At 60.7% G+C, this 17146-nt stretch carries 16 protein-coding genes; 6 read left to right on the top strand and 10 right to left on the bottom strand.

Annotation, left to right across the window (positions count from 1 at the left end; all coding sequences use genetic code 11):
* Positions 1–71: 71 nt before the first annotated feature.
* Positions 72–794, bottom strand: a complete 723-nt coding sequence (locus HX812_RS18600; RefSeq protein WP_038847382.1) for a response regulator transcription factor — start codon at positions 792–794, stop codon at positions 72–74.
* 254 nt (positions 795–1048) lie between these two features.
* On the opposite strand from HX812_RS18600, the gene HX812_RS18605 reads away from it, so the two are divergent.
* Both HX812_RS18605 and HX812_RS18610 read left to right on the top strand, forming a co-directional pair.
* On the top strand, positions 1049–1966 hold the full coding sequence (locus HX812_RS18605; RefSeq protein ID WP_038847381.1) for a FecR domain-containing protein: 918 nt from the start codon (positions 1049–1051) through the stop codon (positions 1964–1966).
* A gap of 3 nt (positions 1967–1969) precedes the next feature.
* Positions 1970–4249: a CHASE2 domain-containing protein gene (locus HX812_RS18610; protein WP_038847380.1), complete on the top strand. Its 2280-nt coding sequence runs from the start codon at positions 1970–1972 to the stop codon at positions 4247–4249.
* 182 nt (positions 4250–4431) lie between these two features.
* Here the strand turns inward: HX812_RS18610 and HX812_RS18615 are convergent, their stop codons facing one another.
* The 4 genes from HX812_RS18615 to glyQ all read right to left on the bottom strand — a co-directional run bounded on the left by HX812_RS18615 (position 4432) and on the right by glyQ (position 8828).
* The gene (locus HX812_RS18615) at positions 4432–5202 is read right to left on the bottom strand and encodes a 1-acyl-sn-glycerol-3-phosphate acyltransferase (RefSeq protein WP_033900474.1); all 771 of its coding nucleotides are present in this window, start codon (positions 5200–5202) and stop codon (positions 4432–4434) included.
* Between the two features lie 82 nt (positions 5203–5284).
* Complete coding sequence (gmhB, locus tag HX812_RS18620) at positions 5285–5821, bottom strand: D-glycero-beta-D-manno-heptose 1,7-bisphosphate 7-phosphatase (RefSeq protein WP_161630242.1); 537 nt, start codon at positions 5819–5821, stop codon at positions 5285–5287.
* Between the two features lie 2 nt (positions 5822–5823).
* Positions 5824–7878: a glycine--tRNA ligase subunit beta gene (gene glyS, locus HX812_RS18625; RefSeq protein WP_038847378.1), complete on the bottom strand. Its 2055-nt coding sequence runs from the start codon at positions 7876–7878 to the stop codon at positions 5824–5826.
* Positions 7875–8828, bottom strand: coding sequence for a glycine--tRNA ligase subunit alpha (glyQ, locus tag HX812_RS18630; protein WP_003187265.1), 954 nt, complete (start codon positions 8826–8828; stop codon positions 7875–7877). Before glyQ ends, glyS begins: the two co-directional genes overlap by 4 nt.
* An 81-nt stretch (positions 8829–8909) precedes the next feature.
* Here glyQ and HX812_RS18635 point away from each other — a divergent pair, with 81 nt between their 5' ends.
* A complete protein-coding gene (locus HX812_RS18635; RefSeq protein ID WP_038847374.1) occupies positions 8910–9467 on the top strand; it encodes a DNA-3-methyladenine glycosylase I in 558 nt (185 codons plus the stop codon).
* 40 nt (positions 9468–9507) lie between these two features.
* Positions 9508–10395: a lysophospholipid acyltransferase gene (locus HX812_RS18640; RefSeq protein ID WP_016978730.1), complete on the top strand. Its 888-nt coding sequence runs from the start codon at positions 9508–9510 to the stop codon at positions 10393–10395.
* A gap of 72 nt (positions 10396–10467) precedes the next feature.
* Here the strand turns inward: HX812_RS18640 and HX812_RS18645 are convergent, their stop codons facing one another.
* From HX812_RS18645 to def, 5 genes are all read right to left on the bottom strand, one after another.
* The gene (locus HX812_RS18645) at positions 10468–10776 is read right to left on the bottom strand and encodes a lipopolysaccharide assembly protein LapB (protein ID WP_038847372.1); all 309 of its coding nucleotides are present in this window, start codon (positions 10774–10776) and stop codon (positions 10468–10470) included.
* Between the two features lie 19 nt (positions 10777–10795).
* Positions 10796–12169, bottom strand: coding sequence for a Trk system potassium transporter TrkA (trkA, locus tag HX812_RS18650; protein WP_010207735.1), 1374 nt, complete (start codon positions 12167–12169; stop codon positions 10796–10798).
* Between the two features lie 22 nt (positions 12170–12191).
* On the bottom strand, positions 12192–13502 hold the full coding sequence (gene rsmB, locus HX812_RS18655; RefSeq protein WP_038847369.1) for a 16S rRNA (cytosine(967)-C(5))-methyltransferase RsmB: 1311 nt from the start codon (positions 13500–13502) through the stop codon (positions 12192–12194).
* Positions 13499–14449 (bottom strand): methionyl-tRNA formyltransferase, encoded by a 951-nt coding sequence (gene fmt / locus HX812_RS18660; protein WP_038847368.1) that lies wholly within the window; start codon positions 14447–14449, stop codon positions 13499–13501. The genes rsmB and fmt overlap by 4 nt, the downstream gene beginning before the upstream one ends.
* Positions 14450–14517: 68 nt before the next feature.
* Positions 14518–15024: a peptide deformylase gene (def, locus tag HX812_RS18665; RefSeq protein ID WP_016978734.1), complete on the bottom strand. Its 507-nt coding sequence runs from the start codon at positions 15022–15024 to the stop codon at positions 14518–14520.
* A gap of 135 nt (positions 15025–15159) precedes the next feature.
* On the opposite strand from def, the gene HX812_RS18670 reads away from it, so the two are divergent.
* Both HX812_RS18670 and dprA read left to right on the top strand, forming a co-directional pair.
* Entirely contained in the window at positions 15160–15936 is a 777-nt protein-coding gene (locus HX812_RS18670) for a hypothetical protein (RefSeq protein ID WP_038847367.1), read from the top strand.
* A 63-nt stretch (positions 15937–15999) separates the two neighbouring features.
* Complete coding sequence (gene dprA, locus HX812_RS18675; protein WP_038847365.1) at positions 16000–17094, top strand: DNA-processing protein DprA; 1095 nt, start codon at positions 16000–16002, stop codon at positions 17092–17094.
* The last annotated feature ends 52 nt before the right edge of the window (positions 17095–17146 follow it).

Below are 17146 nucleotides of genomic sequence, written 5' to 3' on the forward strand. Positions count from 1 at the left end.
TGACAGCGGACATTTTTTATTGGGTGAAAATCAGCGAATTTGAAAATGCTCCACGTGGAACATCAGCGTAATCAGCCTTGAGAAGCTGCCGCCACACTCTCCAACCGATACCCATACCCATAGATCGTCAGCAACTGCCAACCCCGATCCGCCGTCAGCCCCAGCTTGTTTCGTAGCCGGTAGATATGCGTATCCAGCGGCCGTGACGACACCATTTCTTCATGGGTCCAGAACCGCTCGTAGAGGTACTCGCGAGACAGTGGTCGGGCCAAGTTAGCGAACAGACAGCTGGCCAGACGATACTCCCGTTCCGTGAGGTTGATCGGTTTTCCCGCTCGGGTCACTGTCAATTCGGCGTCATCAAAGGTCAGGTCATTGAAGCTCTGCACTTCATGGGTGGCAGACTTCTGCAGGCCATGCCGACGCAGAACGGCAGTGACCCGTGCTTTCAATTCATTGGGGCGAAAAGGTTTGCTGACGTAATCGTCCGCGCCGCTGTTGAGCGCGGTGACGATGTCGCTCTCGGCATCACGGCTGGTGAGCATGATGACGGCAGGTGGCGACTCCATGTGTTCGCGGGTCCAGCGCAGCAACGCGATGCCGGTGATGTCCGGCAATTGCCAGTCGAGTATCAGCAGGTCGAAGGTTTCCCGGCGCAGTTGGCGTAACAGGTCTTCACCGCGTTCGAAGCAATGCAGGGACCAAGGCTGTTCGGCGGTGCTGGGGATTTGTCGCAGTGTCTGTTCCACCCGGCGCAGTTCGGCGGGTTCGTCATCCAGTATTGCGACACGCATGGGTGGGTCCTTTCATTTGAAGAGTGCGACAGCCGTCGGCCGGTTTTTGAATCTGAAGAATTGTGCGCAGATTCATCGACCCCTCGGATCTCTCTATACGCTGGGATCAATGAGCGGTTAACCCATTGAAAGTCCTCGATACCAATGTGGGAAAGATACCGGCTCCTGACCCTAAGGAAAAGGATCAGCCGACGCATGCGCTGCCGTAAACTCCTGTGCGCTGATGTCTGTTGCCCTCTGGAACCCTGACTTGTATGAGCGCCATGTTTCTTTCTCCTAATTGCCTGCGCTGCGCCCTTCCCTCTTTGTTGATCATGATGGTGGGCTCGGCGGGCGCTGCTACAAAGATTCGTACACCATACATCGACGATGACTTTTTATGCCGGGTCCAACCTCTGCCTGCCGTAGTCCAGCATCTCACCGGTGAAGCCTGGAAACTCGATACTCAGGGCAAGACGATTCCCTTGCTCGAAGGCATGTCTATTGATGAACAGGAAGGTGTGAAGACCTCGGCGTCGGCGTTCGTCAGCCTGTTGCTGGGTGATGGATCCCGCGTGGTGTTGCCCTCTGATTCTCAGGTGCGGCTGCGCTTGGAGAAGAATCTGTCGATTCCCCAAGTGGTACTCGAACAAGGCCAGGCCGAGGCGTATGTGATCAAGCGTGCCAGCGATCATGATCGCTTCCAGATCGTAACGCCGGTCGGTGTGCTGGGTGTGCGAGGCACGCACTTTCGGGTGCGCAATGACGCTGAGCGATCGCTGTTGGAAGTGTTGGACGGTCAGGTCGCCGCCAACCGGGATCGGACAGGCGAGATCAAAGTGGCTGCACGCCAAGGCCTGCTCTTCAAGAAACAGGGCGACCTCAATCCCGTAGAACTGCTGGCCGCACCGAAGCTCATCGGGCAGGACGGCCAGAAAGGCGACGCGCCGGTCTGGAGCTTATACCTTCGGCCATTGCCCGGCGCCCAGGGCTACCGTGCCCAGGTCGCCACTGACAAAACCTTTATGAACATCAAGCAGGAAAACTTTTCCAGCACGCCGAAAATGAGCTTCACTGGGCTCAAAGCTTCGTTCTATCACGTGCGCTTGTCGGCTTACGACGAAAACGGCCTGGAGGGAGAAACCGGGGTCTATGACATTTTCTACTACCCGCCCACTGCTCAGGTACATTGACCAATGATGCTCTGGGGCAAGGCCGAAAAACGTCAACCCACCCATGCCCAGCGCCTGTTCCACGGCCTGGTGCGCGAGTGGTTGTGGATAGGTTTACTGTTGTTGCCCATCACCGCCTACCTGTCGCTGAGCCCGGGCCTGGCCTTGAACAATCCGTTATACGACAGCCTGCGTCGCCTCACACCCCTACCCGTCGATCCACGGATCCTGCTGGTGACGATCGATGATTCCAGCCTTAAGAAGCTCGGACGATGGCCTTGGCCACGCAGCCTGCACGCCGACCTGATCGACCGCCTGAGTGCCGCGCAACCGGCGGGCATTCTGTTCGATGTGATCTTCAGTGAGCGCGGCGACCCCGCCAATGACAAACGCCTGGCCGAGTCGGTCTGCAACGCCGGCAATGTCTTGCTACCCCTGCTGCGTGAAGGTGCTGCGAGCTACAGCCAACCGGACACGCAGATGATGCCCTTGCTCAAATGCGCCAAAGGTCTGGGCCACATCAATGTTGAAGCAGACAGCGATGGCGTGGTCCGCAGCCTCTATCTGCGTGAAGGCCCGCCCGATACCACGGCACCGCAATTGGCGTGGCTGGCCTACGAGATGAGTGGCGAGTTGTCTGAAATGCCGGGCGAGCCTCTGCAATCGCTCACTCAGCACTGGCATCGGGAGCACGCTATTCGCATCCCGTTTATCGCCCCTCATACGCATTTTCCTAGCGTGTCCTACGCCAGCGTATTGCGCGGTGAAGTGGCTCCCGAGCAACTGCGTGGTCGCTTGATCCTGGTGGGGTCGACCGCCTCCGGGATGGGTGATCGTTTCGTCACACCTCTGTCTTCGACGGTGGGCACCACGGCAGGCGTGGAGATCCAGGCCAACGTGCTCAATGGCTTGCTTCAAGGCCGCAGCATCGTTGATCTGCCAGGCTGGCTTGCTGCCTTGATGGCGACCTCATTGGTGGCGTTGTTATTGGGCCTGCTGCTCTATCGCCCGCGCTATGCGCTGTGGATGACCCTGGGCTGCATGGGCGCCGCGTTACTCGGTTCCCTGGCCCTGTTGCGTCTGGGGCATTGGTGGTCGCCTGCGGCCTGTCTGATTGGTTTGCTGCTCAGTTACCTGATCTGGAACTGGCGCCGCCTCAGTGTGATCCTCGCCTATTTCGGTTGGGAACTGGCACGCCTGGACAACGAACCCAAAGTCCTGCCCGAACGCCGTCGTGCACCCGCCAGCAAAGGCGATGTGTTGCAGGCGCGTATCTTTGCCCTGGAACAAGCCGTAAGCCGCACACGTGACACACGGCGCTTTATGGCCGATGGCCTGGAGTGCCTGCCGGTGGCAACCCTGATTACCGATCCCAAGGGCAATATCCTGCTGGCCAACCGCATCTCCCGGCAAGTGTTCGGCAATGATCTGGTCAACGAAAACCTGTTGGAGCAGATGGCGGACTTGGGCTACCCACCGCTGCACAATGGCGTGCGCCCTGCCCTGTCGGCGCTGGAGCTTGTGGAGTTCCGGGACATCCACCAACGCAGCCTGCGCATGGAGCTTGCGCCCTTGCTGCCAGCTGAAGGCGATGTCGCCCTTGGTTGGCTGCTGAGCCTGACGGATTTGAGCAAGGAGCGCGAAGCCCAGCAACACCGCGAGACCATGTTGCGGTTCCTCTCTCACGACCTGCGCGCACCCCATTCAGCGATCCTTGCACTGCTGGATGTGCATAACGGCGAGTCCCCGGTGTTTGCCCAGATCGAACAACAAGTTCGCCGTGCCTTGGGCCTCACCGAGTCCTTCGTGCAACTGGCGAAAGCCGAGGCTGATGGTTACCAGTTCCAACCGACGCTGTTCGCCATGTTGGTCATGGATGCCTTTGACCAAGTGGCGCTGATCGCCCAGCTCAAGGGGATTCATCTGGTTCACGACTTGGACGAGGCCGATGAAGGCATGGTGTCAGCTGACCAATCACTGCTAACCCGCGCGTTGTTCAACGTGCTGGAGAACGCCATCAAGTATTCGCCTTCCGGAACGACCGTGAGGTTGAGGCACAGCAGCGCAGAAGGCTGGTTGGAATGCCGTATCAGCGACCAGGGTCCAGGGATTGCCGCACAGGACTTGCCGGAGCTGTTCAGCCAATACCGCCGCTTCGATTCGTCCCAAGGCAGCGAAGGCCTGGGGTTGGGATTGACGATGGTCAAGGCCGTGGTAGAACGTCATGGCGGGCGCATCAGTTGCGAAAGCGTGGTGGGCAAAGGCACCACATTCAGCCTTCAACTGCCGCTGCTGGACGACTGAAAAAACGTACTTTTCTGCTGTGCATAAAAAACCGGTCACAAGGACCGGTTTTTTTATGCGGAAAAAACTTATGCACCTTTTCCCTGATTTTATGACCTTGAGAAATATATAAGTAAATCAGCCTCTTATAAGACAAAAAAGGCGATTCGCCAACAAACCGTACACAGGTTATCCACAGATGCTCAGATGACCGGCGTGTCGACTACAACCGGCTCCGGCGGCAACGACCCCATGGCCCGTTGCTGGGCTTCGTTCCACGCCTGGGCGCGGTCATTCAGCGCGGCGATGGCACGGGGTCCTTCACCTTCGGCGTACATCGGTTCGCCGATCACCACGGTGATGGTGCCTGCGCGTTTCGCCCAGCCGGTCTTTGGCCAGAACTTACCGGCGTTATGCGCAATCGGCAGTACCGGCAGATGCGCATTGACCGCCAAAGCCGTACCACCGCGTGAGAACTTGCCTACCGTGCCGTAGGGCACACGCGTGCCTTCGGGGAAGATCAGCACCCAAACACCGTCCTTGAGCAGTTCATCGCCTTTCTTGGCCACGTGCTTGAGTGCGGCCTTGGGGTTGTCACGGTCGATGGCGATCGGGCGCAGCATCGCCATGGCCCAGCCAAAGAACGGTACGTACAACAGCTCGCGCTTGAGTACCTGGCTCAGCGGCGAGAAGTACGCCGACAGGAAGAACGTCTCCCAGGTGCTCTGGTGGTTCGACAGAATCACGCAGGGCTGGTCCGGGACGTTTTCCGCGCCCTTGACCTCGAAGCGGATGTTCAGGAACACCTTGGACAGCCACAACGCGCAGCGGCACCAATAGACGTTGATAAAGCGATAGCGCGCCTTGAATGGCAAAAAGGGCGCAATAAAAAAGCTCAGGGTGCACCAGAGGAACGAACTGGTGCCCAGCAGCAGGTAAAAGAAAAAGGTTCTGATGGCCTGCAAAATCGACATGGCGGCATTTACCGTTGCGGGACGCGGCCCGCCTGCTAAAAGCGCACTCCCGAGCAATCCTTGTTCAGGAAGTCGAGGGTGGCTAGTTGTTGATAAGTTCTGCGGCAACGGCCGCCAGATCGTCAAAAATCAAGGTGCCTACCGGCAGGTTTTTCGCCTGGGTCTTTTCGCCTTTTCCGGTCTTAACCAAAACTGGCTGAGAGTCGACGGCTTTGGCCGCCTCCAGGTCACCGAGGCTGTCCCCGACGAACCATATCCCAGCTAACGGCACCTTGTAATGTTCTGCAATGGTTTTCAACATGCCAGGCTTGGGTTTGCGGCAATCGCAGCCCTCATCCGGCCCGTGGGGGCAGTACACCACCAACCCCACCTCACCGCCCTGCTCGGCCACTAACGTGCGCAAGCGCGCGTGCATGGCGTCCAGGGTGGCGATGTCGTAGTAACCACGGGCGATGCCGGACTGGTTGGTGGCGATGGCCACCGTCCAGCCGGCTTTGCTCAACTGCGCGATGGCCTCGATCGAGCCGGGCAGTGGAATCCATTCCGCCACCGACTTGATGTAAGCGTCGGAGTCGACATTGATCACCCCGTCCCGATCAAGAATCAGCAGTTTCAACATGGTCAGCTCAGCGTCGAAATGTCAGCAATGTTGACGAACAGACCACGCAGGCGCGCCAGCATGGCGTAGCGGTTTTTGCGCACGCCGGCATCGTCGGCATTGATCATCACGGCTTCGAAGAACGCATCCACCGGGTCACGCAAGGTGGCCAGGCGCGCGAGCGCTTCGGCGTAGTTACGCTCGGCGATCAGCGGTTTCACTGCCGTCTCCGCTTTGGCGATGGCCGAGTTCAGCGAGAACTCCTTGGCGTCGGCAAACAGGCCTGGGTCGACGTCAGCATTGCCCAGGCCTTCGGCCTTGCTCAGCAGGTTCGACACACGTTTGTTCACAGCGGCCAGGGCGTCGGCTTCCGGCAGTTTGCGGAAGGCCTGCACAGCTTGTACGCGCTGGTCGAAGTCCAGCGCCGAACCCGGTTGCAGGGCACGTACCGCCAGGTACACCGACACGTCCACGCCTTCGTCTTCGTAACGCGCACGCAGGCGGTCGAACACGAACTCCAGCACTTGCTCGGCCAGGCCGGCTTGCTTGACCTTGGCACCGAACTGGCCGACGGCAAACACCACGGCCTGGGTCAGGTCGAGGTCCAGCTTCTTGTCGATCAGGATACGCAGCACGCCCAGGGCCGCACGGCGCAGGGCATACGGGTCTTTGCTGCCGGTTGGCAGCATGCCGATACCGAAGATACCCACAAGGGTATCCAGCTTGTCGGCGATGGCCACCGCAGCGCCGGTCAAGGTGCTTGGCAGTTCAGCACCGGCACCGCGCGGCATGTACTGCTCGTTCAGCGCCAGGGCTACATCGTCCGGCTCGCCGTCGTTGAGGGCGTAGTAGTAGCCGGCAACGCCTTGCATCTCCGGGAACTCGCCGACCATCTCGGTGGCCAGGTCGCACTTGGACAGCAGGCCTGCACGCGCAGCCCAGGCGGAATCGCCACCAATGCGTGGCGCAATGTAGGCGGCCAGCTTGGAAACGCGCACGGCCTTGTCGTAGACGCTGCCGAGTTTTTCCTGGAACACCACGTTCTGCAGGCGCAGGTTGAAGTCTTCCAGCTTCTGCTTCTTGTCTTGCTTGAAGAAGAACTCGGCGTCAGTCAGGCGCGGGCGAACGACTTTTTCGTTACCGGCGATAATCTGCTGCGGGTCCTTGCTTTCGATATTGGCCACGGTGATGAAGCGCGGCAGCAACTTGCCGTCCACGTCAAGCAGGCAGAAATACTTCTGGTTGTCCTGCATGGTGGTGATCAGCGCTTCTTGCGGCACGTCGAGGAAACGCTCTTCGAACGAACACACCAGCGGCACCGGCCATTCAACCAGCGCGGTCACTTCGTCGAGCAGGCTTGGCGGCACGATGGCGGTGCCTTCCTGCAGGCGGGCCAGCTCTTCGGTACGCTTGCTGATCAGCTCGCGACGCTCGTTGGCGTCGGCCAGCACGTAGGCGGCACGCAGGTCGGCAGCGTAGTTGGCCGGCGAGGTGATGCGTACAGCTTCAGGGTGATGGAAGCGGTGACCACGGGAATCACGACCGGCTTTCTGGGCAAGGAGGGTGCAATCGATGACCTGGTCACCGAGCAGCATCACCAGCCACTGGGTCGGACGTACGAACTCTTCCTTGCGAGCGCCCCAGCGCATGCGCTTCGGGATCGGCAGGTCGTTCAACGAGTCTTCAACGATGGTCGGCAACAGGCTGGCGGTCGGCTTGCCGGTGATGACCTGGCTGAAACGCAGTTTCGGGCCGCTCTGGTCGATCTCGCTCAGCTCGACGCCACACTTCTTGGCAAAACCAAGGGCGGCTTGAGTCGGGTTGCCTTCGGCATCGAAAGCGGCCTGGCGTGGTGGGCCGTCGAGGTTGATGTTGCGGTCCGGCTGCTGGGTTTCCAGCGCGGTCAGCAACACGGCCAGGCGACGTGGCGCGGCGTAGACTTTCTTCGCGGCGAATTTAAGACCCGCGGTCTGCAGGCCTTTTTCGATACCGGCCAGGAACGCGTCGGCCAGGGTGTTCAGTGCCTTGGGTGGCAGCTCTTCGGTGCCCAGTTCAACCAGGAAATCTTGAGCACTCATTGTGCAGCCTCCAGCTTAGCCAACACTTCATCACGCAGGTCCGGGGTTGCCATCGGGAAGCCCAGCTTGGCGCGAGCCAGCAGGTAGGCTTGGGCGACGGAACGCGCCAGGGTGCGTACACGCAGGATGTATTGCTGGCGCGCGGTGACCGAGATGGCACGGCGGGCATCCAGCAGGTTGAAGGTATGGGAGGCCTTCAACACCATTTCATAGCTTGGCAATGGCAGCGGCTGGTCGAGCTCGATCAGGCGCTTGGCTTCGCTTTCATAGAAGTCGAACAGTTCGAACAGTTTGTCGACGTTGGCGTGTTCGAAGTTGTAAGTGGATTGCTCCACCTCGTTCTGGTGGAACACGTCGCCGTAGGTCACTTTGCCGAACGGGCCGTCAGCCCACACCAGGTCGTAGACCGAGTCCACGCCTTGCAGGTACATGGCCAGGCGCTCGAGGCCGTAGGTGATTTCGCCGGTCACCGGGTAGCACTCGATGCCACCGGCTTGCTGGAAGTAAGTGAACTGCGTCACTTCCATGCCGTTGAGCCAGACTTCCCAGCCCAGGCCCCAGGCGCCCAGGGTCGGCGATTCCCAGTTGTCTTCGACAAAACGGATATCGTGGACCAGCGGGTCCAGGCCCACATGCTTGAGCGAGCCCAGGTACAGTTCCTGGAAGTTGTCCGGGTTCGGCTTCAGTACCACCTGGAACTGGTAGTAGTGCTGCAGGCGGTTCGGGTTTTCGCCGTAGCGGCCGTCAGTCGGGCGACGACTGGGCTGCACATAAGCGGCGTTCCAGGTTTCCGGGCCGATGGCCCGCAGGAATGTAGCGGTGTGGAAAGTGCCGGCGCCTACTTCCATATCGTAGGGCTGAAGTACCACACAACCTTGCTCGGCCCAGTATTGCTGGAGGGCGAGGATCAAGTCTTGGAAGGTACGCACGGCTGGCGTAGGCTGGCTCACGAAATTCACCTGTTACTTGGGCTGCGATTTAAAGAGCGGGAGTATACCCGATTCGGCCGCGCCACCATCCCCTGGAGCCTTATGCCACGCTGCTTTTGGTGTTCTGAAGATCCGCTGTACATGGCTTATCACGATCAGGAGTGGGGAACGCCGCTGCGCGATGCGCAGGGTTTGTTCGAGTTGCTTTTACTCGAAGGGTTCCAGGCGGGCCTTTCCTGGATCACCGTTTTACGCAAACGCGAGCATTATCGAAAGGTCTTGTTTGGTTTTGATGCGCAGCGGTTGGCGCGGTTGACCGATGCTGAGATCGAAGCGCTGATGCAGGATCCGGGCATTGTGCGCAATCGCCTGAAGCTCTACGCCACCCGCCGCAATGCCGCAGCCTGGCTGGCGCTGGAGGACCCGGTGGGGTTGCTCTGGTCCTTTGTTGGTGGCCATCCCAAGGTCAATCACTTCAAGGACCGCAGCGAAGTGCCGGCGATTACACCCGAGGCTGAAGCCATGAGCAAAGCCCTGAAAAAAGCCGGTTTCACCTTCGTCGGGCCGACCATTTGCTACGCGTTCATGCAGGCCTCAGGCATGGTCATGGATCACACTCAGGACTGCGACCGTTACGCGGACTTGGCCAACGCCGGTTAGAATGCCGGCTTTGCGCACCACACACGATCAGGAGTGACCTGTGGAAAAGTTGAAAGGCGCCTTGCTGGTAGGCGCTCTCCGGTTGTTTGCCCTGCTGCCCTGGCGCGCTGTCCAGGCCGTCGGCACGGCGATTGGCTGGATCATGTGGAAAACCCCCAACCGCTCTCGCGACACGGTGCGGATCAACCTGTCCAAATGCTTCCCGGACATGGACCCCGTCGAGCGTGAAGCTTTAGTCGGCCGCAGCCTGATGGACATCGGCAAGTCCCTGACCGAAAGCGCCTGCGCCTGGATCTGGCCGGCCCAGCGTTCCATCGACCTGGTGCGTGAAGTCGAAGGCCTGGAGGTGCTGCACGAAGCCCTGGCTTCGGGCAAAGGCGTGGTCGGCATCACCAGCCACTTGGGCAATTGGGAAGTGCTGAACCATTTCTATTGCAGCCAGTGCAAACCGATCATTTTCTACCGCCCGCCCAAGCTCAAGGCGGTGGATGAGTTGCTGCGCAAGCAGCGCGTGCAACTGGGCAACCGCGTGGCGGCGTCGACCAAGGAAGGCATCCTCAGCGTGATCAAGGAAGTTCGCAAAGGCGGCCAGGTGGGCATTCCGGCGGATCCTGAGCCGGCGGAATCCGCAGGGATCTTCGTGCCGTTCTTTGCCACCCAGGCGCTGACCAGCAAGTTCGTGCCGAACATGCTTGCCGGTCACAAGGCTGTCGGCGTGTTCCTGCACGCGCTGCGGCTGCCGGACGGTTCGGGTTACAAAGTGATTCTGGAAGCGGCGCCGGAAGACATGTACAGCACCGACACTGCTACGTCCTGTGCGGCGATGAGCAAGGTGGTGGAGCGGTATGTCGGCGCTTATCCGAGCCAGTACATGTGGAGCATGAAGCGCTTCAAGAAACGCCCGCCGGGCGAAGCGCGCTGGTATTGATGCCGGCTTGACACTTGTAGTGAGCGAGCTTGCCTCGCGCGGGGCAAGCCCGCTCACTACAAAAGCACGCGTTTACACGCGGTCGAGTTTCTTCAGGAACACCGCCATTTCTTTTTCGGCCTGTTTGTCGCCATGGGCCTGGGCCGCTTCGATGCCCTTCTCCCACGCCAGCCGCGCCGCCGCACGATCTTCCAACCCCAACTGCGCCTTACCCAACAACTTCCACGCCGCCGAATACTTGGGGTCGAACTCCACACATTTCTGCAGATGCTCCGCCGCCTTGGCGTTGTCTTTCAAATCCAGATAACCCTTGCCCAAACCAAAACGCAGCAGGGAATTATCCACACCCTTGGCGAGCATTTTTTCCAGGGATTCGAGCATGCAGGCGTACTCCGTTGTGTCAGAAAAAGCTCAGGCCCACGTGGAACAGTTTCTCCACATCGCGGATATGTTTCTTGTCCACCAGGAACAAGATCACATGGTCCCCGGTTTCGATCACTGTGTCGTCGTGGGCAATGATCACCTCTTCGTCGCGAATGATCGCGCCAATGGTGGTGCCCGGCGGCAAGCCGATATCGCGGATGGCCTTGCCGATCACCTTGCTCGACTTGGAATCACCGTGAGCAATCGCCTCGATGGCTTCCGCCGCACCCCGGCGCAGGGAGTGCACGCTGACGATATCGCCACGACGCACGTGGGCCAGCAACGTGCCGATGGTCGCCAACTGCGGGCTGATGGCGATGTCGATATCGCCGCCCTGGATCAGGTCCACATAAGCCGGGTTGTTGATGATGGTCATCACCTTCTTCGCGCCCAGGCGCTTGGCCAGCAGCGATGACATGATGTTGGCTTCGTCGTCGTTGGTCAGGGCCAGGAAGATATCCGCGTCGGCGATGTTCTCTTCCATCAGCAGGTCGCGGTCAGAAGCGCTGCCTTGCAGTACGACGGTGCTGTCGAGGGTGTCGGACAAATGCCGGCAACGTGCCGGACTCATCTCGATGATCTTCACCTGATAGCGGCTTTCGATGGCTTCGGCCAAACGCTCGCCGATTTGCCCGCCGCCGGCGATGACGATGCGTTTGTAGGTCTCGTCGAGGCGGCGCATTTCGCTCATGACGGCACGAATATTCGCCTTGGCGGCGATGAAAAACACTTCGTCGTCGGCCTCGATCACCGTGTCGCCTTGGGGCAGGATCGGGCGGTCACGCCGGAAAATCGCCGCGACGCGGGTTTCCACATTCGGCATGTGCTCGCGCAACTGGCGCAGTTGCTGGCCTACCAGCGGGCCGCCGTAATAGGCCTTCACCGCGACCAGTTGCGCCTTGCCGCCGGCGAAGTCGATCACCTGCAAGGCGCCCGGAATCTCGATCAGGCGCTTGATGTAGTGGGTCACCACTTGTTCCGGGCTGATCAGCACGTCGACCGGAATCGCATCGTTGTCGAACAGCCCGGCGCGGGTCAGGTAGGCCGCTTCGCGTACGCGGGCGATTTTGGTCGGGGTGTGGAACAGGGTATGGGCGACCTGGCAGGCGACCATGTTGGTTTCGTCGCTGTTGGTCACGGCCACCAGCATGTCGGCATCGTCGGCACCGGCCTGGCGCAGCACCGTCGGGAACGATGCACGGCCTTGTACGGTGCGGATATCGAGGCGGTCGCCCAGGTTGCGCAGGCGCTCGCTGTCGGTGTCGACCACCGTGATGTCGTTGGCTTCGCTGGCCAAATGTTCGGCCAGCGTGCCACCGACTTGCCCTGCCCCAAGGATGATGATTTTCATCCGGTCACTCCCTTAAAACCATTCAGCCGCGCGCGGCGGCGATCTTGATCAGTTTGGCGTAGTAGAAGCCATCGTGTCCGCCTTCTTGCGCGAGCAACTGGCGGCCGTGGGGCTGCTTGATGCCAGCCGTGGTGGCGAGGTCCAGCTCCCGGGCGCCGCTGGTGCGGGCGAGGAAGGCTTCGATCACCTCGGTGTTTTCCGTCGGCAAGGTGGAACAGGTGGCGTAGAGCAGGATGCCGCCAACGTCCAGGGTCGGCCACATTGCGTCGAGCAGTTCGCCTTGCAGCACGGCCAGGGCGGCGATGTCGTCGGGTTGGCGGGTGAGCTTGATGTCCGGGTGGCGGCGGATCACGCCGGTGGCGGAACAGGGTGCATCGAGCAGGATGCGCTGGAACGGCTTGCCGTCCCACCAGGTGGCGGTGTCACGGCCGTCGGCGGCGATCAGCTCGGCGCTGAGGCCCAGACGAGCGAGGTTCTCGCGCACGCGCACCAGGCGCTTGGCTTCCAGGTCGACAGCGATGACACCGGCCAGGTCCTTTTCGACTTCCAGGATGTGACAGGTCTTACCGCCTGGCGCGCAGCACGCGTCGAGCACGCGTTGACCGGGTGCCAGGTCGAGCAGGTCGGCAGCCAGTTGCGCGGCTTCATCCTGCACGCTGATCCAGCCTTCGGCAAAGCCCGGCAGGCTGCGTACATCGGCGGCGGCTTCGAGCACGATGCCGTCGACGCTGTACACGCACGGCGTGGCGTTGATACCGGCCTCGGTGAGCAATTGCAGGTAGGCGTCACGGCTGTGATGACGACGATTGACCCGCAGGATCATCGGCGGATGCGCATTGTTCGCCGCGCAAATAGCTTCCCATTGCTCCGGCCAGAAGGCTTTCAGGGACTTTTGCAGCCAGCGCGGGTGGGCGGTGCGCACCACCGGGTCATGTTCCAGCTCGGCCAGCAGCGCTTCGCTTTCTCGCTGGGCTCGGCGCAGCACGGCGTTGAGCAGGGCCTTGGCCCAAGGTTTTTTCAGCTTGTCGGCGCAACCGACGGTTTCACCGATGGCGGCGTGGGCGGGCACGCGGGTGTAGAGCAACTGATAGAGGCCGACCAGCAGCAGCGCCTCGACATCCGCATCGGCCGTCTTGAACGGTTTTTGCAGCAACTTGGTTGCCAACGCCGACAAGCGTGGCTGCCAGCGGGCCGTGCCAAAGGCCAGGTCCTGGGTGAAACCGCGATCGCGGTCTTCGACCTTGTCCAGTTGGGTCGGCAACGAACTGTTCAGCGAAGCCTTGCCTTGGAGGACGGCAGCGAGAGCCTTGGCGGCAGCCAGACGTGGGTTCATTGGGCGGCCCCGAGGAGAGTACCCACGGCAAATTTCTCACGACGGCTGTTGAACAAATCGCTGAAATTGAGCGCCTTGCCACCGGGTAATTGCAGACGGGTCAGGCACAACGCTTGTTCACCGCAGGCGACCAACAGGCCGTCCTTGCTGGCGCCGATGATCTCACCGGGAGCGCCTTTGCCCTCGGTCAAGGTGGCGGCCAAGACTTTCAAGGCTTCGCCGTTGAGGGTGCTGTGGCAGATCGGCCACGGGTTGAAGGCGCGCACCAGGCGCTCCAGCTCCACGGCCGGGCGGCTCCAGTCGATGCGCGCTTCGTCTTTATTCAGTTTGTGGGCGTAAGTGGCCAGGCTGTCGTCCTGCACTTCACCTTCCAGGGTGCTCGCAGCCAGGCCAGCGATGGCCTGTATCACAGCGGGCGGGCCCAGTTCGGCAAGGCGGTCGTGCAGGCTGCCGCCTGTGTCTTCGCCAGTGATCGGCGTAGTGACCTTGAGCAGCATCGGGCCGGTGTCCAGCCCTGCTTCCATGCGCATCACGGTCACGCCGCTTTCGCTGTCACCGGCTTCCACCGCACGCTGGATCGGTGCCGCACCGCGCCAGCGAGGCAACAGCGAGGCATGGCTGTTGATGCAGCCCAGGCGTGGGATATCCAGCACCACTTGCGGCAGGATCAGGCCGTAGGCCACCACCACCAACAGGTCCGGCTTCAGCGCCGCCAGTTCGGCCTGGGCCTCGGCATTACGCAGGGTCGGCGGTTGCAGCACGGGAATGTTGTGCGCCAGCGCCAGCTGCTTGACTGGGCTCGGCATCAGTTTTTGCCCACGACCGGCCGGGCGATCCGGCTGGGTGTACACCGCGACGATGTCATAAGGGCTGGCAAGCAGGGCCTTGAGGTGTTCGGCGGCAAATTCAGGCGTGCCGGCAAAAACAATGCGCAGTGGCTCGGTCATGGGAGGTCTCGGTTAAAAGCAGTCACAAAAGAAAAAGGCTTGCCGCAGCAAGCCTTTGGAAGGGGGCATCAAGCTTGCTGGCGATGCTTTTTTTCCAGCTTCTTCTTGATCCGGTCGCGCTTGAGCGTGGACAGGTAATCGACAAACAGCTTGCCGTTGAGGTGGTCGCATTCGTGCTGGATGCACACCGCCAGCAGGCCTTCGGCAATCAGCTCGAACGGCTTGCCGTCGCGGTCCAGGGCCTTGATCTTTACGCGCAGCGGGCGTTCGACGTTCTCGTAGAACTCCGGCACGGAGAGGCAGCCTTCCTGGTATTCGCCCATTTCGTCGGTCAGCGGTTCGAACTCGGGGTTGATGTAAACCATCGGTTCGCTGCGATCTTCCGACAGGTCCATGACCACGACGCGCTGATGCACGTTGACCTGGGTCGCGGCGAGGCCGATACCCGGGGCTTCATACATTGTTTCAAACATGTCATCGACCAACTGACGAACCTTGTCGTCCACTACGGCCACCGGTTTGGCGATCGTGCGCAGGCGCGAGTCGGGGAATTCGAGGATGTTCAAAATAGCCATAAGCGTAATTGCTGCACATGTGAGGTAGAGGCAAATCGGCGTTGGGATGGACCCACACGACCGGTGTGAAACCCTTAAAAGCCGCGAAGGCCAAGGCATTTCACGCGAACGCACATAATAAAGGAGATTCACCCCATGAGGAAATCGCTACTCGTCTTGCTGCTGTGGGCCCCGTTTTCCATGGCCCTGCTGCCCCCGCCCGTCCAGCGCCTGGAACAACCGACGCAACAGGCTATCCAGCGCTTCCTGCTGCATAACCGCATCCTTGATACACCCCAGGACCTGGACAACGCACCGTACATCATCGCTGCCGAAGCTGGCCGCGTGCTCGGCGCCGATGGCGAGCGCGTGTATGCCAGGGGCAACCTGGACCCTTCCCAGCCCAATTACGGCATATTCCGACGCGGCAAGGCCTACACCGACCCACAGACCCGAGAGCTGTTGGGGATCAATGCCGACGACATCGGCACCGCCCGTTTTGTAACGGCTGGCGACCTCACCACCCTGGCCGTCCAACGTATTACCCAGGAGGTGCGACCCGGTGACCGTCTGTTGCGTGCACAACCTCCGGCCGATCCGGCAGCCTTTGCGGTCTCGCCAACCACGCCCTTTATCGAAGGGCAGATCATCGATATTCCCAAGGGCGTGACCCAGATCGGCGTGCTGGATGCCGTAACCCTGAACAAAGGCCGTCGTGACGGCCTGGTCGAAGGCCAACTCCTCAGCGTGATCAAGACGGGCGCCACGGTGCGCGACCGCCTGACCGGCGCGCCGACGAAACTGCCCGACGAGCGCGCCGGCACCCTGCTGGTGTTTCGCACCTACGAAAAGCTCAGTTACGGCCTGGTGCTCAATGCCTCACGACCGTTGGCGGTGATGGACCGTTTCGAGACTGCTCATCAAACACAATAAATAGCCTGCTAAATAAGTTACCAACAGAGTTATCCACAACTTGTTCCGGTCAAGGATGATCAGATGTATCCGACAAATAGCCACGAAATTTCCCCCTCAGAACTGGAAGCGCGTCTACGCTTGCACAGGCTGCCGGAACTGGGTCAGAAACGTTTTCGCTTGTTGATCGAAGCGTTCGGCTCTGCCTCAAAAGCCATCAGTGCGCCTGCCAGCGCCTGGCGTTCACTCGGGCTGCCGGCCATCAGCGCCGATGCCCGGCGCAGTCATGAAATTCGCGATGCTGCCAGCGAGGCTTTGGCCTGGATGGCCTGCCCGGCCCAGCATTTACTGATGTGGGACCAGCCGGACTACCCTGCACTGCTTGCCCAGATTGGCGATGCGCCGCCGCTGTTATTCGTCGCCGGTGACCCTGCAATCCTGGAAAAACCGCAACTGGCGATAGTCGGCAGCCGCCGTGCATCGCGTCCCGGCATGGACACGGCGGCGGCGTTTTCGCGCACCTTGGCGAGCGCCGGTTTTGTCATCACCAGTGGCCTTGCGTTAGGCATTGACGGTGCAGCGCATCAGGCGGCATTGGATGTGGGCGGCCAGACAATTGGCGTGCTCGGCACCGGGCTTGAAAATTTTTATCCACAGCGCCACCGCCGGCTGGCAGCGGCGATGATTGACCAAGGCAGCGCGGTGGTTTCCGAGTTCCCCCTGGATGCGCCGCCCCAGGCGGGTAATTTTCCCCGACGCAATCGGATCATCAGTGGCTTGTCCCTGGGCGTGCTGGTGGTGGAAGCCAGCATGGCCAGCGGTTCGCTGATCACGGCGAAACTGGCGGCCGAGCAAGGGCGCGAGGTGTATGCGATTCCGGGCTCCATCCATCATCCCGGCGCCAAGGGCTGTCATCAGTTGATCCGTGATGGTGCGGTGCTGGTGGAGACTATCGAACACATCCTGGAAGGTTTACGTGGCTGGCAGGCATTGTCCCGCCCAGCGCCGATGCCGGTTGTGCATCCGTTGCTGGCGTTGCTGCACGCGGCGCCTCACACCAGCGAAGCCCTGGCGATTGCCAGTGGACGGCCGTTGTCCCAGGTACTGGCGAGCCTTACGGAGCTTGAGCTCGAAGGTCAGGTCATCTGCGAAAGCGGGCGCTGGCTTGCGCGCTGCTAGGTTTTGTAAAGAAGATCGGTAAACTGCGCAGAGCTTTAGTCTGGAGAGTGAA

The organism is Pseudomonas sp. IPO3749 (genome assembly GCF_013386605.1).
Lineage (GTDB): Bacteria > Pseudomonadota > Gammaproteobacteria > Pseudomonadales > Pseudomonadaceae > Aquipseudomonas > Aquipseudomonas azotoformans_A.

Excerpts from the sequence above, each read along its gene's own strand:
- trkA (WP_010207735.1), bottom strand. The coding sequence starts at position 12,169 with ATGAAAATCATCATCCTTGGGGCAGGGCAAGTCGGTGGCACGCTGGCC.
- rsmB (WP_038847369.1), bottom strand. The coding sequence starts at position 13,502 with ATGAACCCACGTCTGGCTGCCGCCAAGGCTCTCGCTGCCGTCCTCCAA.
- def (WP_016978734.1), bottom strand. The coding sequence starts at position 15,024 with ATGGCTATTTTGAACATCCTCGAATTCCCCGACTCGCGCCTGCGCACG.
- HX812_RS18615 (WP_033900474.1), bottom strand. The coding sequence starts at position 5,202 with ATGTCGATTTTGCAGGCCATCAGAACCTTTTTCTTTTACCTGCTGCTG.
- gmhB (WP_161630242.1), bottom strand. The coding sequence starts at position 5,821 with ATGTTGAAACTGCTGATTCTTGATCGGGACGGGGTGATCAATGTCGAC.
- HX812_RS18605 (WP_038847381.1), top strand. The coding sequence starts at position 1,049 with ATGAGCGCCATGTTTCTTTCTCCTAATTGCCTGCGCTGCGCCCTTCCC.
- glyS (WP_038847378.1), bottom strand. The coding sequence starts at position 7,878 with ATGAGTGCTCAAGATTTCCTGGTTGAACTGGGCACCGAAGAGCTGCCA.
- HX812_RS18600 (WP_038847382.1), bottom strand. The coding sequence starts at position 794 with ATGCGTGTCGCAATACTGGATGACGAACCCGCCGAACTGCGCCGGGTG.
- HX812_RS18645 (WP_038847372.1), bottom strand. The coding sequence starts at position 10,776 with ATGCTCGAATCCCTGGAAAAAATGCTCGCCAAGGGTGTGGATAATTCC.
- HX812_RS18670 (WP_038847367.1), top strand. The coding sequence starts at position 15,160 with ATGAGGAAATCGCTACTCGTCTTGCTGCTGTGGGCCCCGTTTTCCATG.
- fmt (WP_038847368.1), bottom strand. The coding sequence starts at position 14,449 with ATGACCGAGCCACTGCGCATTGTTTTTGCCGGCACGCCTGAATTTGCC.
- dprA (WP_038847365.1), top strand. The coding sequence starts at position 16,000 with ATGTATCCGACAAATAGCCACGAAATTTCCCCCTCAGAACTGGAAGCG.
- HX812_RS18635 (WP_038847374.1), top strand. The coding sequence starts at position 8,910 with ATGCCACGCTGCTTTTGGTGTTCTGAAGATCCGCTGTACATGGCTTAT.
- HX812_RS18610 (WP_038847380.1), top strand. The coding sequence starts at position 1,970 with ATGATGCTCTGGGGCAAGGCCGAAAAACGTCAACCCACCCATGCCCAG.